Below are 13,927 nucleotides of genomic sequence, written 5' to 3'. Positions count from 1 at the left end.
TATGGAGACAGCTAATAGCTCTCATCCTATCGAAACGCCCCCCCACCGCCTCCCCGACCAGCTCCGCTCCAACCTCCGCCTCGCCTTCGTCGGCACCGCGGCCAGTACGCGCTCGGCCGAGCTCGGGCACTACTACGCCCATCCCGGCAACCGCTTCTGGCGCGCGATCCGTGAGGCCGGCATCACGCCGCGGCGCTATCAGCCGGGCGAGTTCGCGAAGCTGCTCGACCTCGGGATCGGCTTCACGGATCTCTCCAAGTCAAGCGCCGGGATGGATCACCAGATCGCGGCGGAGACGATCGACGTGGCGGGGTTCAAGGCCAAGATCGAGACATATCGGCCGATGACGATCGCGTTCACGAGCAAGAAAGCGGCGAGCCTGTTTTACGGCAGGCCGTCGAGTGTGATCGCGCTGGGGCGGCAACCGCGCGATGAGAAGTCACCGGAGATCTTCGTCCTGCCGTCGCCGTCGGGTGCTGCGTCCGGGCACTGGACGCTGGAGCCGTGGCGGGAGCTGGCGGCGTGGATTGCTGTGCTGGGCCCTGAACACGCACAGACCTCATCCTGAGGAGACCGCGAAGCGGTCGTCTCGAAGGATGGCCGCGGGCGAGATGTCGGCCTTACATGGTTCGAGACGGCGCTTCGCGCCTCCGCCGCACCATAAGGGTCGCGTTCTGTCGCCGTGGAAAGGGTGATCGATTTTGCTGCGCTCGCCCCGTCCTACCCGACAAACAGATAGGCTGTAGGAATGGGCGCTGGTCATCCGTCCTCTGGAGACAAGCACGATCGCCCCGGAGACCGATATGCCGCCCACCATCACCGCCTTCGAAAACTCCCCCGATCGCGGCCGCGGGCAGGCGCGGGACATGCGGGTTCGCTGGGCGCTGGAAGAGGTCGGGCAGCCCTACGATGTCCGCCTTGTCTCGTTCGAGGCGATGAAGGCGCCGGCGCACCTTGCGCTGCATCCGTTCGGGCAGATCCCGACCTATGAGGATGGCGATCTCGCGCTGTTCGAATCCGGCGCGATCTTGCTGCACATCGCCGAGCGCCACGGTGGCTTGCTGCCGAAGGATGCGAACGCGAGGAGCCGCGCGATCGCGTGGATGTTCGCGGCGCTGAGCACGGTGGAGCCGCCCATCGTCGAGCTCACGATGGCGATGCTGTTCGAGCGCGACGAGAGCTGGTACGCGGAGCGACTGCCGATGCTCAGGGATCGCGTTCGTACCAGGCTTGGCGAATTGTCCCGTCGCCTCGGTGATGCCGAGTGGCTCGACGGTGCCTTCAGCGCCGGCGATCTCATGATGGTGACGGTGCTGCGGCGGCTGAATACGTCGGGCGTGCTCGACGAATACCTTGAGATCGCCGCCTATGTCGCCCGCGGCGAGGCGCGGCCGGCGTTCCGGCGCGCGTTCGATGCGCAGCTTGCGGTGTTCACCGCCGCGTCGCGATCGTAGGGCGGGCAAAGGGAAAGCGTGCCCACCAACTGTTCGAAGCGTGCTGACAACGATGGTGGGAACGGCGCTTGCTCGCCTTTGCCCACCCTGCGCGACCTGCGCCCCTACCGCATCGTGATCGCAAGGCCGCTGAGATCCGCGTTCGCCATCAGGCCGACCTGCGAGCCCGTCAGCTCCAGCACCGCGCCCTTCTGGTTGGTCAGCACGATGGCGCGCGCGCCGCGGCCGATCGCAAGGCCCGCTCCGGCGGCGCCATAGACGCCGGCAACGTCGGAGGGTCGGTTGATGTTGGAGACGCGGCCGCGCAGCACGGTCTTGGAGCCACCGAACACGAGGCCGTAGTCGAGCCCGCCGGTGGACAGTCCATAGGAGCGGGCGCGGAAGTTCAGCACGCCCGAGCCGCCGGAGCCGCCGATGATCCAGCCCGCCTTGTAGATCGTCAGCGTCACGAAACCACCGTCGGCCATCGCCGAGGTCGAGAGCCCGGCAAGAGCGACGATGGCGACCAGCGCGGCGCGGAAGGTGGATGCGATCTTCATGGGCGTCTCCGGGCTATTTTTTTTGGGGGATCGAATCAGAGGAGGCGAATGTACCCGATCGATCGCGGCGGCGACATGATGGGGTGAGGCGGAAGTTGCAGCAGCACATTCAGCTGTTATCGCCCGGTTCAACCGGGCGATCCAGTCGTCCAGAGACGCCGAGATTGAACCGACAGGCCGCGGCGGACTGGAGGCCCCGGTCAAGCCGGGGCATGACGACGGGGCTTGGTGCTGCACACCGGCACCCCCGCCATGATGTCATCATGCCCCCGTTTTGCCCGACGGAGCAACCGGGTATTTCGTAGTTCCCGAATAATTGGAAAACTCAATGATCTCTGCATGATCGCTACTGTGCATGGGGTTGTTTTCGCATTTTTCGTTTTGAGCCGCCCTTCCCTGCGGCTACGCTGATGCGTCAGCGACAGTCCCGGAGGTGATCCCATGCCGATCCAGCATTTCGCGCCCCCGCCGCACGTCAAGGCGCCGCCGCTATCCTTTGCGACGCGCGTCGGCGATCTGCTGTTCGTCTCGGGCATTCCCGGCTTCGATGCGAGCGGTGCGCTGCCCGATGGTTTCGAGGCGCAGTTCGCCAATGTCGTCGTCAACATCAAGCGCGTGCTGGACGAGGCCGGCGTCACCACACGCGACCTCGCCAAGGTCAACGTGCTCCTGACCCGCGCCTCGGACGTTGCCGCCATGAACGCGCTCTATGCCGGCGCCTTCGGCCCGCCGCCTTACCCGGCGCGCACCACTTGCGTGGTGCAGGCCCTGCCCGATCCGAAGATGCTGATCGAGATCGAGGCGGTGGCCTCGATTGCGCGGTGAGCCAAGTCTGTGACTTGTCGGGCACGCGGCCAAACCAAATGCGCAGGCGCGACTGACATGTCCGTGAACGGCCGCTCCCCGGCTTGCAAAGAGCCGGTTTTTACCGCACGAACTTTCGGATACCAAGTTCCCACAAGGAGATACTTCATGCGTCGCGTTCTCGCGCTCTGTGCCGTTGCCGGCATCGCCACCTCCGTGTTCGCCGTGCCGGCCTCGGCCAAGGTCGGCTATTACGTGATCCGCTGGGACAACACCGGCATCTGCCAGGTCTGGAACGAGGAGCTGAAGTACAAGCCGCTGCAGTGGGGCGTGTCGACCTACAAGGTCGTCAGCAAGCCGCTCCCGACGTTCCAGGCCGCCTCCGACCTCCAGATCAAGTTGCGCGCCGAGCGCCGCTGCACGCTCTAGGCTTGACGCGACACAACGGATTTCAAGGGCGGATCGCGCGAGCGGTCCGCCCTTCTTCATTTGCAGGACGATCGCGTTTTTCGGCGACCACGCCGTGGCCGGCCGGCTATCACCGCGCCAGCCCGAGCATGCCGACCTTGATCGACGCACTCGCGGCAAAGGACGCCGCACTCAAGAACGGCCACTGCACTTGGTAAGATTTCGATCGGCGGACGAAAAGCCGGGCAAGGACGCGGGCGTCCTTGCCCGCCTTGTTTTTTGGGTTGCGTGAACAAACGCCGACGCGCTCTCACGCGTCCTTGTGCGCGCCGGGATGGATCAGGAGGTCGCGCGCGGCAGCGAGGTCGATGAAGGCTTGCGCGCTGCCGCCGTGGTCGGGATGCACGCTCTTGGCGGCGCGGCGATAGGCACCATTGATGTCCTCGCAGGTGAGTTGCACCGCGAGCGGCAGGCCGAGCGCCTTGCGGGCGCGATCCTCGCTGGACAGCTGCTTCGGCTTGGCATTGCGGCGGCCGAAACGCGGCGCGCTCAAATCGTGGACGACATCGAGCACCACACCGAGACGGCGCTGGGCCGCCAGCACGACGCCATGGTCGTCATTGTCTGCGGCCTGGCGCAGCACCGGAAGCGCCTGCTCGGCGGCCTGCCGCAGCATGGTGTCCGTGCTCATTCGCGCGATCTCGGCCACGAGCCGGCCCGCCTCGGCGAAGTCGGCTGATTGCGCCGATCGGAGGCGTTCAAGGGCGAGTTTCCAGAAGTCGAGCCGTTCCATCATGCGCGCAACGTTTAGCAATCAAGATCAGTATGCCAAGGCTGCCGTTTCCGACCCCTTAATTTCGAGTTAGCGTTTCGTGAAACTTCGAAACGAAAATCGGGAGGAATATGTCATGGCACTGCTCGCAAACCACATAGCCGTCGTCACCGGCGCCGGCTCCGGCATCGGCCGCGCGATCGCCGCCGGTTATGCGCGCGAGGGCGCGCAAGTGGTGCTGCTCGACGTCAATTCAGACACCGTCGCGGATGCCGCCGAGGAGATCCGAAAGTCGGGCGGCAAGGCCGAGAGCTTTTCGCTCGATGTGACCCGGCGCGAGGACTGCTTCGCGCTGGCCAAGCAAATCGCGGACGAGGTCGGGCAGGTCTCGATCCTCGTCAACAATGCCGGCATCACCCGCCGCAACGCCTTCACCGCGGACACCGAGACGGTGGCAAAGGACTGGAACGACATTATCTCGCTCAACCTCAACGGCGTCTTCAACATGACGCAGGCCTTCCTCGCCCCCTTGCGCGCGAGCAAAGGCCGCATCGTCAATATCGGCTCGATCCAGTCCTTCGTGCACCTGCGCACGCCGAGCTCGGCGGCCTACACGACCTCGAAACACGGCGTGCTCGGCTTCACCAAGGCGCTCGCGGTCGAGCTCGGCAAGGAAGGCGTGCGCGTCAACGCGATCGGACCGGGCTTCATCGAGACCAACATCAACGCCAATGTGCGCGCCACCAATCCGGCGCTGGTGCAGGCCTTCCTTGATCACACGCCGCTCGCGCGCACCGGCAAGCCCGAGGACATCGTGGGGCCAGCGATCTTCCTGGCCTCGGATCTGTCGGCCTATGTCACCGGGAGCATCGTGATGGTGGACGGCGGCTATCGGACGGTGTGAGAGGACACATCGCTCAGCCCGCACCAATCGCGGCGGCTTCGCGGCATTCCTGAGGTCATCTGGTGCGATCGGCCGCGGTTAACCTTTCATTAACCAAACCCGACCACCGTAGATCTACGGCTTGGGGGTCGTTTGTTCTCGATCCGCTTCCAACGATGGAAGCGGGCGTTGATCGGGGAGTGTGTCGATGACCACTGTTCATGTCGCTGCGTCCGAGCCGGACGCACAGTTTCTTGCTCCTAACCAGATCGTCCCGTTGCTGATCGGCGCGACCGTCGACGAGGTCGAGCGCGAGCTCGTGCTGCAGACGCTGGCGCGTTGCGACGGCAACCGCACGCGCGCCTCGCGCGTGCTCGGCCTGTCAGTGCGCACGCTGCGCAACAAGATCAGGATCTATGCCGCCTCCGGCATCGACGTGCCCGCCTATCAGGATTAGCGCGCGGCTGCGTGCCCCGGGCGCAGCGCGACACGTAGTGATGCGCTGCTGAGCCGGGGCCCATGTCGCCGAGACCTGCGCTGAGGATTTCCGGGTCCCGGCTCTGCGGAGCGGCACTTCGCGCCGCACCCAAGTCCGGGAGACGTGCCAAATCAAGACGCGCCGGAAGCATCATCCTTGCGCGGCAGCATGCCCATGCGCTCGAACTGCCAGCGCATGGCGCGATACCAGAGATAGCCGACCGCCGCGCCGCACAAGGCGAGGATGATCACGTTCGCGCTCGAGAACGAGCCGCTCCACCACATCATCCACGCCGTCCACAGCAGCGTGAAGATAATGGCACCTGCTTTTAGCGGCAGAAGGGGGCGGCTCATGATTGTGCTCCGGGCTGTCAAAAACCCCGGCGGACAGCATCGCGCACTAGCGGGCCTTCTTCCGTGAGCCAGATCACGGAATAGCCCTTCGGCGATCGCTAGCCGAACCGCAGCCGTGAGCGTTCCCTCGCCCTTTCCGCCTCGATCTCGCGGTCGCGCGCCGGCGCATGGGTGTGCAGCGAAATCAGGAGGTTTCGCGCGGCCTCCGAGACCTCCGCCACCGCGCGGTCGAACGCCGCCTCGTTGGCCTGCGACGGCTTGTTGAAACCGGACAATTTTCGCACGAACTGGAGCGCGCTGGCGTGGATCTCATCCTCCGTCGCCGGCGGCTCGAAGTTGAACAGCGTCTTGATGTTGCGGCACATGCAGGGTCTCTCCGGATGTTTCCTTGAAGACGATCGGCGGAGCCGAAATCCTACATCCTTCTGCGCACTTCTGCTAAGTTCCGCCGCAACGCGGCCGCCGAGCATGAGCCGCAATGGGGAGAGAAACATGAAGGCTTCTTGCGCCGCATTGACGGCTGTCCTGCTATCCTTTTCGGCACCGGTCTTGGCCGCCGACTATCCGGCCCCCAAGCAGGGCGACTGGATCGCCAAAGACTTCAAGCTCCACACCGGCGAGACCATGCCGGAGTTGAAGCTGCACTACACCACCGTCGGCGAGCCCTCAGGCCAGCCGGTGCTGGTGCTGCATGGAACGGGCGGCTCGGGCACCGGCATGCTGGGTCCTTCCTTCGGTGGTGAGCTGTTCGGCCCAGGGCAACCGCTCGACGCCTCCAAATATTACATCATCATTCCCGACAACATCGGCCACGGCAAATCGTCAAAACCGTCCGACGGCATGAAGACAAACTTTCCGAAATACAATTACGACGACATGGTCGAGGCACAGTATCGACTGGTGACGGAAGGCCTCGGCGTCAAGCATCTGCGGCTCGTCATCGGCAATTCGATGGGTGGCATGCACACCTGGCTGTGGGGCGAGAAATATCCGAAGGCGATGGACGCGCTGATCCCGATGGCCTCGCAGCCGACCGAGATGGCCTCGCGCAACTGGATGATGCGGCGGATCATGCTCGACACCATCCGCAACGACCCCGACTACAACGGCGGCAACTATACCAGCCAGCCGCGCATGATGAAATACGCAGCCACCGCCTACGGCATCGCGAGCATCGGCGGCACGCTGGCCTATCAAACGCAGGCCCCGACCGCAGCGAAGGCCGACAAGATGGTCGACGACCGGCTGGCGACGCCGATCACGGCGGATGCCAACGACTTCGTCTATCAGTGGGAGTCCTCGCACGACTACAATGCCGGCGAGAAGCTGGAGGCCATCGAAGCGTCGCTGTTGCTGATCAATTCCGCCGACGACGAGCGCAATCCGCCCGAGACCGGCATCACGGACGCTGCGATGAAGCGGGTCAAGAACGGGCGCCTGTTCCTGATCCCGGCGAGCGCCGAGACACGCGGCCACGGCACCACCGGCAATGCGAAATTCTACAGCGAGCAGGTGCGGCAGTTGCTGGAGACCACGCCTCAGCAAACGAGCGAATCGGCGCGCCGCTGATTTTGCACGCATCATGTGCGACGCCCCCAACGTCGCATATTGTTTGGGCATGCAATGCGCTGACAGCTCGGGCCTACTCGCGTCAACGACACGAAGCGACGCGAGCAGGACTCACGCGCGAGCAGGAAAAACGCGACGAGGAGGATCGCATGCGCGGGCTCGCACTGTGCGTTGGGTTCCCCGCGATGACGGCGCTGACCAGCGCCGCATTCGCGTCGACAACGGCCGATACGATCACGTCCCGCCCGACATCTGCGCCTGGTTCAAGAGCGTGATGGCGCCGAACGGAGTGCCCTGCTGCGACATCTCCGATGGCCATCGCACCGACTACGACGTGCAGAGCGGCGCCTATTGGGTGCCGACCGAAGGACAATGGACGGAGGTTCCCGAAGGCGCCATCATCCGCGGCCAGGGCATCCGGTCGGCCACGCCGTGGTCTGGTACGTTCACCACCGCGGCGCCATCATCAGCTGCTTCGTGCCGGCGAATGGAGTCTAGCCTGATGGATTTCGTTGGCTGAGGCCGCCCGATCGGGTAGCGTGTCGCCAAGCTGATGCGGAGCCACGCCGTTGACCGATCTTTGCGCCGAAGACCTCACCACGATCTATGCCAAGCCGAGCCCTCGCGTGATCGCGAAGGCGCGTCCCGCGATCGATGCGCATGCGAAGAAGTTCATCGAGATGTCACCGTTTTGCGTGCTCGCGACATCGGGTGCTGACGGCAGCGTCGATGCCTCGCCGCGCGGCGGCGGCATCGGCTTCGTCCACATCGCCGGTCCCAACCAGCTATTGATGCCTGACCGCTCGGGCAACAACCGGATCGACAGCTTTCGCAACGTCGTCGAAGGCTCGGGCTTCGTGCATCTGCTGTTTTTCGTGCCAGGGATTGACGAGACGCTGCGCGTCGGCGGACGCGGCACGCTGTCGGCCGATCCGGATCTGCTCGCGTCGATGGTGGAATTCGGCAAGCCGCCGCGCGCGGTGCTGAACGTCGCAGTCAGCGAAGTCTATTTTCACTGCGGCAAGGCGCTGATGCGCTCGCAGCTGTGGTCGTCGGAGAAGGTGCAGCGCTCGGTGATGCCGAGCATCGTCACGGTGGTCCACGAGCAGACCGGCCTCGGCGAACCGGCGAGCCAGGAGACCGTGGAAGAACTCTACAAGACGCAGTTGTAGGTTCGGAGCGGCCTCGCTCAATCAGACCGTCAAGGCCGGTCGTGACCCGGGCATCCACGTCTTCCATCGTGCGGTAAAACGTGGATGGCCGGGTCAAGCCCGGCCGTGACGAATGGAGGGAGCAGGGCCGGAGCTTAGTGCCCCTCGCCCTCGAGCCCGCCGACATGCTTCTGGGTGTAGAGCTCGAGGCCGATGCGGCCGATCAAATCGAGCTGAGTTTCGAGGAAGTCGATGTGGTGCTCCTCGTCGCTCATCAGCTTCTCGAACAGGTCACGCGTGACGTAGTCCTTGGCGCTGTTGCAGTAGCCAGCCGCCTCCTGGTAGAGCGCCCGCGCGCTCATCTCGGCGGCGAGATCGCACTCGATGATCTCCTTGACGTTCTGGCCGATGCGCAGGGGATCGAGCACCTGCATGTTCGGGAAGCCGTCGAAGAACAGGATCCGCTCGGTGAGCTTGTCAGCGTGCTCCATCTCCTCGATGGACTCCTTGCGCCAGACCTTGGCCATGTCCCGCAGGCCCCAATTGTCGAGGAAGCGGTAGTGCAGCCAGTACTGGTTGATTGCAGTCAGCTCGTGACGCAGTGCCTTGTTGAGATAGTCGATAACTTTTGCGTCGCCCTGCATGGTTCACTCCAAGCTCTTGCATTCCAAATCGGCCGTAACCGAGTTTAGAATCCTTCTAAGTCAGTTTGCGTGGGAGGGCAACCAGCTACGGAGACGCAGCCGGGGAAAAGCTCAGGCCAGGCTGGCGGAAGATTCAGCAGGCCGCGAGAGCGAATTGGGCGGGCTGGGGGGCCTCGTCATTGGCGGCCACGGTGTGGCTGTGCGGGCAGCCGGAGCAGCAGGACTGGGCGCAGGGGCCAAGCGTTTCGTCGATGATGGTTTTGATGGTCCGGGCGCAGCGGCCGCATTCGGCGCTACAGCCGAGGCAGCCATAGACCTGCTTGGCATGGCGCACGGCGTCGTCGGACTCGGCGACGGCGGCGCGGATGTCGTCATCGCTCAGCACGTTACAGGAACAAACGATCATGGAAGCGGAAGGCCCTTTGGTGATGCTTCACCATCGATATTTAACGGGCCGGCGGGATGCAAAAGGAAAAAGCGGGATTTGAAGCTATTCCAAACTGGCCCGAAAGCAGCCTAGAACGGCCCTAAATCTCAGCGTTGCGCTGGATCAAAATTGGAGCGGATCTAGTCGCCACCGCCCCCTCCACCACCGTCGCCCCCGCCTCCGCAATCCCCGCCACCGCCGCCGCTGTCACTGCTGGAACAGCTGCCGCCGTCGCTCGAGCTGCCGGAGCTGCCGCCGGAAAACCAGCTCCCCAGCGAGAAGCCGTCATTTGACCCCGTATAGGTGTCGCCGCCATTGCCGCGATCGCCGCCAGCCGCAGCCCGCGAGCGGCGCTGGGTGCGGTTTTGAAGGTGCGCGATCCAGCCGTAGCCGATCGCGAGGACAATTCCAGCAGCGATCAATGCATTTATCATCGCGTTGCCCATCATCGCCTCCCAGGCACATCCGCGCCCGACATCAATTGGTCGCGCCCGGCAAAGGTGCCGTTCATTGATCATTCAAGCGAAATATGGAACTCTGCGCCCAAACAGTTCCCGCGTGTTCGTACGAAAGGCCAAACCCATGAAGAAGTTGCTCCTGGCGGTTACTGCCGTCGCCTCCTTGGCCTTTGCGGCCGCAACACCGGCCAATGCGCAGCGCGGTGTCGCGGCGGGCGTGGCGGCCGGAATCATCGGCGGCGCCATTGTCGGCGGCGCACTGGCCTCTCCGTATTATTACGGACCCGGCCCGGGCTATTACGAACCCGGCTACTACCCGCGCCGCTACTACGCGCCGGGTCCGGGCTATGTCTCCGACGGCTATTACGGTGGGGGCTGCGTCTGGCAGAAGCAGCGCTTCTGGGACGGCTATGGCTGGCGCGTCCGCCGCGCCAGGGTCTGCGGCTGAAGGCGCTGCGGGCCGGCTGGTCGGTTCACTACGGACGCGCCGTTCATCTCGGGGCCTGAAAAAGACCGCTTTTTCTCGTCACAGCTCCGCGTGCGTTTACCGTGGGTTGACCAATTGCGCGCTTCCTAGCTGCACGGCCAATTCCACCAGCGTGTGCGTGAACCTTTGTAACCCGGGCGCCTCTAACAAGAGGAACCCATCTCGCAGGAGAGCCCTGAGCATGAAGAAGACTCTAGTTGCCGCCCTCACGGTTGCGACCGTCGCCGGTTCGCTGGTGACTGCCACTCCGTCCGCGAAGGCCCATGACGGCGTCGGCGCCGGCATCGCGGCCGGCCTGATCGGCGGCGCGATCGTCGGCGGCGCTATCGCGTCGAGCCGTCCCGCCTATGGCGGCCCGGTTTACGTCGCCGAGCCCCCGCCGCCCGCGCCCTGCTATTGGCAGCGCCAGCGCTATTGGGACGGCTATGGCTGGGTCGTTCGCCCGGTTCGCGTTTGCTACTGATCTGATCGCACCGCGCTCACCAGCGCCGCGATCGAAGCCCGGCCGAGATCATCGACCGGGCTTTTTCTTTTGGTCAAACGCTATCGCGCCGTCTGGATCGAGCGCAGCACCTCTTCGCTCGGCCAGCAATCAACCTTGAGGCCGGCCGACTTCTGATAGGCGCCGAGCGCCGCGCGCGTCAGCATGCCGGCCTTGCCGTCGATCTTGTCCTTGTAGAGCCCGACGCGCGTCAGCCCGCGCTGCATGGCCTCGACGTCCTTGGTGCGCAATTGCTTGGAGGCCGCCCAGGGCGTTGCGAACGGAAGCGGGCTCGTCATGCGGTCGGCGAGATGGCCGACGAACAGCACATAGAGGTCGGAGAAATTGTATTCCTTGATGACGAAGTAGTTCTTCGTCGTCAGGAACGACGGACCATAGATGCCTTCCGGCTGAAGCAGCGAAGCCGGCTGCGCCTGCTCCGTGGCGTTCAGGCGCTGGCCGCGCACCGGCACAAAGCCCTCGCGCAGCCACTGGCCGATCGGCTTCGTCACCTCCGGCACTCCCGTCGTGCAATCGACCTTGGCCGGCGCCTGCACCTCGTAGGCCCACCGGACGCCGCTCTGCCAGCCCTTGTTGACGAGCTGCTGCGCGGCGGAGGCCAGCGCATCGGGCACGGAATGCCAGATGTCGATGCGACCGTCGCCGTCGAAATCGACACCGTGCTTGTAGTATTCCGACGGCAGGAACTGCGTGAGCCCGGTGGCGCCCGCCCAGGACGAGCGCATGTCCTTACGCGTCACCACGCCCTCGCCCAAGATCTTCAATGAAAGGATGAACTCGTTGCGATACTGGTCCTTGCGCCGGCCGACATAGGCCTGCGTGGCCAGCACGCGGACGAGATCGTAAGGCAACGTGTAGCGGCCGTAGTCTGTCTCGCGGCCCCAGATCGCCAGCATGACGGTCGCAGGCACGCCGGACTTCTTCTCTATCTGGTTCAGCGAGTCGCGATATTTCTGCAGCAGCCGCTGTCCCTCGCCCGCAAGCCGCGCGATCGAGCCTTCCTTGACGTAATCGGCGGGCACCTGCACGAACTCGGCCTGCGACGGTGCGCCGGTCGCGGGGCGTCCCGGCAGGATCAGATCGGGCAGCTTGTAGTCAGGCTCAAGCCCGCGCGTCTGCTCGTCGAAGGTCTTGCGCGAGACGCCAGCCTCTTGCGCTTCCGGCCAGAGCGAGGCGACGAACTGCGTGAAGGCGGCGTCGGCGGCGCGGGCGGACGACCAGCCACAGGTGACCACGATCACCGCAGCGATGAGCGCCCGCCGCATCATGCCGACATCACCGCGTCAGCTTCTTGTACTTCACGCGGTGCGGAATGATGCTGTCCTGGCCGAGCCGGCGCATCTTGTCCTTCTCGTAATCCTGGAAGTTGCCTTCGAACCATTCGACGTGACTGTCGCCTTCGAAGGCCAGGATGTGCGTCGCGATACGGTCGAGGAACCAGCGATCATGGCTGATGATGACCGCGCAGCCGGCGAAGTCCTCCAGCGCCTCTTCGAGCGCGCGCAGCGTGTCGACGTCGAGGTCGTTGGTCGGTTCGTCGAGCAGCAGCACGTTGGCGCCGGACTTCAGCATCTTGGCGAGATGCACGCGATTGCGTTCACCGCCGGAGAGCGCGCCGACCTTCTTCTGCTGATCGGCGCCCTTGAAGTTGAACGCCGAGCAATAGCCGCGCGAGTTCACTTCCTTCTTGCCGAGCAGGATCAGCTCGTTGCCGCCGGAAATCTCCTCCCACACGTTCTTGCTGCCATCGAGCGCGTCGCGCGATTGGTCGACATAACCGAGATGCACGGTCTCGCCGACCGTGATGGTGCCCTTGTCCGGCTGGTCCTGCTTGGTGATCATCTTGAACAGCGTGGTCTTGCCGGCGCCGTTGGGGCCGATCACGCCGACGATGCCGCCGGGCGGCAGCTTGAAGGTGAGATCGTCGATCAGCAGGCGGTCGCCGAAGCCTTTGCTGAGGCCTTCGAAGTCGACGACGTTGGCGCCAAGGCGTTCGGCGACGGGAATGACGATCTGAGCGGTCTGGGTCTGCTTCTCGCTCGCCTGCTTGAGCAGGTCCTCGTAGCGCTGATAGCGCGCCTTGGACTTGGCCTGGCGTGCCTTCGGTGACGAGGCGACCCATTCCTGCTCGCGCGCGAGCGTCTTCTGGTGCGCGGCGTCCTCGCGTCCTTCCTGCTCCAGCCGCTTCTGCTTCTGCACCAGCCAGGACGAGTAGTTGCCTTCGTAGGGAATGCCCTTGCCGCGATCGAGCTCGAGAATCCAGCTCGTGACGTTGTCGAGGAAGTAGCGATCATGGGTCACAATCAGAATCGCGCCGGGATAGCTGCGCAGATGGCCTTCGAGCCAGGACACCGACTCGGCGTCGAGATGGTTGGTCGGCTCGTCCAGCAGCAGCAGCTCGGGCTGATCGAGCAGCAGCTTGCACAGTGCGACGCGGCGACGCTCACCGCCGGAGAGCTTCGTCACGTCGGCATCATCGGGCGGGCAGCGCAGCGCGTCCATGGCCTGGTCGACCTTGCTGTCGAGATCCCAGAGGCCCTGGGCCTCGATCTCGTCCTGCAGCTTGGTCATCTCGTCGGCAGTTTCCTCGGAGTAGTTCATCGCCAGCTCATTGTAGCGATCGAGGATGGCCTTCTGCTTGGCGACGCCCAGCATGACGTTCTCACGCACGCTAAGTGCCGGATCGAGATGCGGCTCCTGCTCGAGATAGCCGACACGGGCGCCCTGGGCGACCCAGGCCTCGCCGTTATACTCCTTGTCGAGGCCAGCCATGATCTTGAGCAGCGTCGACTTGCCCGAGCCGTTGACGCCGAGCACGCCGATCTTGGCGTCCGGGTAGAAGCTCAGATGGATGTTATCGAGCACCTTCCGGGTCGGGTAGCTCTTGGTCAGGCCCTGCATGAAATAGATGAACTGGCGCGCCATCGGTCCCGAAAACCTTCGATTTGAGGAAATCTGCTTGCCGCCGATGTAGCGACCCCGCCCCGAAAGGGCAATG

General features: G+C 64.3%; 19 protein-coding genes and 1 pseudogene. 11 read left to right on the top strand and 9 right to left on the bottom strand.

Features of this window, described 5'->3' with window-relative positions; translation table 11 throughout:
* Nucleotide 1 precedes the first annotated feature (1 nt).
* Complete coding sequence (locus IVB28_RS05795) at nucleotides 2-568, top strand: mismatch-specific DNA-glycosylase (protein ID WP_247525072.1); 567 nt, start codon at nucleotides 2-4, stop codon at nucleotides 566-568.
* Between the two features lie 235 nt (nucleotides 569-803).
* Nucleotides 804-1,454, top strand: coding sequence for a glutathione S-transferase family protein (locus IVB28_RS05790; protein ID WP_247525071.1), 651 nt, complete (start codon nucleotides 804-806; stop codon nucleotides 1,452-1,454).
* Nucleotides 1,455-1,558: 104 nt separating this feature from the next.
* Here IVB28_RS05790 and IVB28_RS05785 read toward each other — a convergent pair whose 3' ends face one another.
* Complete coding sequence (locus tag IVB28_RS05785) at nucleotides 1,559-1,993, bottom strand: hypothetical protein (protein WP_247525070.1); 435 nt, start codon at nucleotides 1,991-1,993, stop codon at nucleotides 1,559-1,561.
* Between the two features lie 441 nt (nucleotides 1,994-2,434).
* Here IVB28_RS05785 and IVB28_RS05780 point away from each other — a divergent pair, with 441 nt between their 5' ends.
* On the top strand, nucleotides 2,435-2,818 hold the full coding sequence (locus IVB28_RS05780) for a RidA family protein (protein ID WP_247525069.1): 384 nt from the start codon (nucleotides 2,435-2,437) through the stop codon (nucleotides 2,816-2,818).
* 147 nt (nucleotides 2,819-2,965) lie between these two features.
* Entirely contained in the window at nucleotides 2,966-3,226 is a 261-nt protein-coding gene (locus IVB28_RS05775; RefSeq protein ID WP_247525068.1) for a hypothetical protein, read from the top strand.
* Between the two features lie 289 nt (nucleotides 3,227-3,515).
* On the opposite strand, the gene IVB28_RS05770 is transcribed toward IVB28_RS05775, so the two are convergent.
* On the bottom strand, nucleotides 3,516-4,001 hold the full coding sequence (locus IVB28_RS05770; protein WP_247525067.1) for a J domain-containing protein: 486 nt from the start codon (nucleotides 3,999-4,001) through the stop codon (nucleotides 3,516-3,518).
* A gap of 112 nt (nucleotides 4,002-4,113) precedes the next feature.
* On the opposite strand from IVB28_RS05770, the gene fabG reads away from it, so the two are divergent.
* Together fabG and IVB28_RS05760 are read left to right on the top strand one after the other, a co-directional pair.
* The gene (fabG, locus tag IVB28_RS05765) at nucleotides 4,114-4,881 is read left to right on the top strand and encodes a 3-oxoacyl-ACP reductase FabG (protein WP_247525066.1); all 768 of its coding nucleotides are present in this window, start codon (nucleotides 4,114-4,116) and stop codon (nucleotides 4,879-4,881) included.
* 187 nt (nucleotides 4,882-5,068) lie between these two features.
* Nucleotides 5,069-5,317, top strand: coding sequence for a helix-turn-helix domain-containing protein (locus IVB28_RS05760; protein ID WP_247525065.1), 249 nt, complete (start codon nucleotides 5,069-5,071; stop codon nucleotides 5,315-5,317).
* Nucleotides 5,318-5,469: 152 nt separating this feature from the next.
* Here IVB28_RS05760 and IVB28_RS05755 read toward each other — a convergent pair whose 3' ends face one another.
* Both IVB28_RS05755 and IVB28_RS05750 read right to left on the bottom strand, forming a co-directional pair.
* Nucleotides 5,470-5,691 carry a hypothetical protein gene (locus tag IVB28_RS05755; RefSeq protein ID WP_247525064.1) on the bottom strand — a complete coding sequence of 74 codons (222 nt, stop codon included), beginning with the start codon at nucleotides 5,689-5,691 and terminating at the stop codon, nucleotides 5,470-5,472.
* A 98-nt stretch (nucleotides 5,692-5,789) separates the two neighbouring features.
* Nucleotides 5,790-6,056, bottom strand: coding sequence for a DUF2277 domain-containing protein (locus IVB28_RS05750; RefSeq protein ID WP_247525063.1), 267 nt, complete (start codon nucleotides 6,054-6,056; stop codon nucleotides 5,790-5,792).
* A gap of 127 nt (nucleotides 6,057-6,183) precedes the next feature.
* Here IVB28_RS05750 and IVB28_RS05745 point away from each other — a divergent pair, with 127 nt between their 5' ends.
* The 3 genes and pseudogenes from IVB28_RS05745 to IVB28_RS05735 all read left to right on the top strand — a co-directional run bounded on the left by IVB28_RS05745 (nucleotide 6,184) and on the right by IVB28_RS05735 (nucleotide 8,432).
* On the top strand, nucleotides 6,184-7,260 hold the full coding sequence (locus IVB28_RS05745) for an alpha/beta fold hydrolase (protein WP_247525062.1): 1,077 nt from the start codon (nucleotides 6,184-6,186) through the stop codon (nucleotides 7,258-7,260).
* 149 nt (nucleotides 7,261-7,409) lie between these two features.
* Nucleotides 7,410-7,758, top strand: a pseudogene (locus IVB28_RS05740) (hypothetical protein).
* A gap of 71 nt (nucleotides 7,759-7,829) precedes the next feature.
* A complete protein-coding gene (locus IVB28_RS05735) occupies nucleotides 7,830-8,432 on the top strand; it encodes an MSMEG_1061 family FMN-dependent PPOX-type flavoprotein (RefSeq protein WP_247525061.1) in 603 nt (200 codons plus the stop codon).
* Nucleotides 8,433-8,566: 134 nt separating this feature from the next.
* Here IVB28_RS05735 and bfr read toward each other — a convergent pair whose 3' ends face one another.
* The 3 genes from bfr to IVB28_RS05720 all read right to left on the bottom strand — a co-directional run bounded on the left by bfr (nucleotide 8,567) and on the right by IVB28_RS05720 (nucleotide 9,931).
* On the bottom strand, nucleotides 8,567-9,055 hold the full coding sequence (gene bfr / locus IVB28_RS05730) for a bacterioferritin (protein WP_092021671.1): 489 nt from the start codon (nucleotides 9,053-9,055) through the stop codon (nucleotides 8,567-8,569).
* Between the two features lie 133 nt (nucleotides 9,056-9,188).
* Complete coding sequence (locus tag IVB28_RS05725; protein WP_247525060.1) at nucleotides 9,189-9,461, bottom strand: (2Fe-2S)-binding protein; 273 nt, start codon at nucleotides 9,459-9,461, stop codon at nucleotides 9,189-9,191.
* Nucleotides 9,462-9,622: 161 nt separating this feature from the next.
* Nucleotides 9,623-9,931 (bottom strand): hypothetical protein, encoded by a 309-nt coding sequence (locus tag IVB28_RS05720; protein ID WP_247525350.1) that lies wholly within the window; start codon nucleotides 9,929-9,931, stop codon nucleotides 9,623-9,625.
* Nucleotides 9,932-10,064: 133 nt separating this feature from the next.
* On the opposite strand from IVB28_RS05720, the gene IVB28_RS05715 reads away from it, so the two are divergent.
* A complete protein-coding gene (locus IVB28_RS05715; RefSeq protein ID WP_247525059.1) occupies nucleotides 10,065-10,388 on the top strand; it encodes a hypothetical protein in 324 nt (107 codons plus the stop codon).
* A gap of 220 nt (nucleotides 10,389-10,608) precedes the next feature.
* Entirely contained in the window at nucleotides 10,609-10,890 is a 282-nt protein-coding gene (locus IVB28_RS05710) for a hypothetical protein (protein WP_063201912.1), read from the top strand.
* A gap of 80 nt (nucleotides 10,891-10,970) precedes the next feature.
* Here IVB28_RS05710 and IVB28_RS05705 read toward each other — a convergent pair whose 3' ends face one another.
* Nucleotides 10,971-12,197: a lytic murein transglycosylase gene (locus IVB28_RS05705; RefSeq protein WP_247525058.1), complete on the bottom strand. Its 1,227-nt coding sequence runs from the start codon at nucleotides 12,195-12,197 to the stop codon at nucleotides 10,971-10,973.
* A gap of 7 nt (nucleotides 12,198-12,204) precedes the next feature.
* On the bottom strand, nucleotides 12,205-13,854 hold the full coding sequence (gene ettA / locus IVB28_RS05700) for an energy-dependent translational throttle protein EttA (RefSeq protein ID WP_247525057.1): 1,650 nt from the start codon (nucleotides 13,852-13,854) through the stop codon (nucleotides 12,205-12,207).
* Between the last annotated feature and the right edge of the window lie 73 nt (nucleotides 13,855-13,927).

Origin of the sequence: Bradyrhizobium sp. 199 (assembly GCF_023073355.1) — a bacterium.
Classification (GTDB): Bacteria; Pseudomonadota; Alphaproteobacteria; order Rhizobiales; family Xanthobacteraceae; genus Bradyrhizobium.
This window is presented reverse-complemented; position numbering and strand designations above follow the sequence as displayed.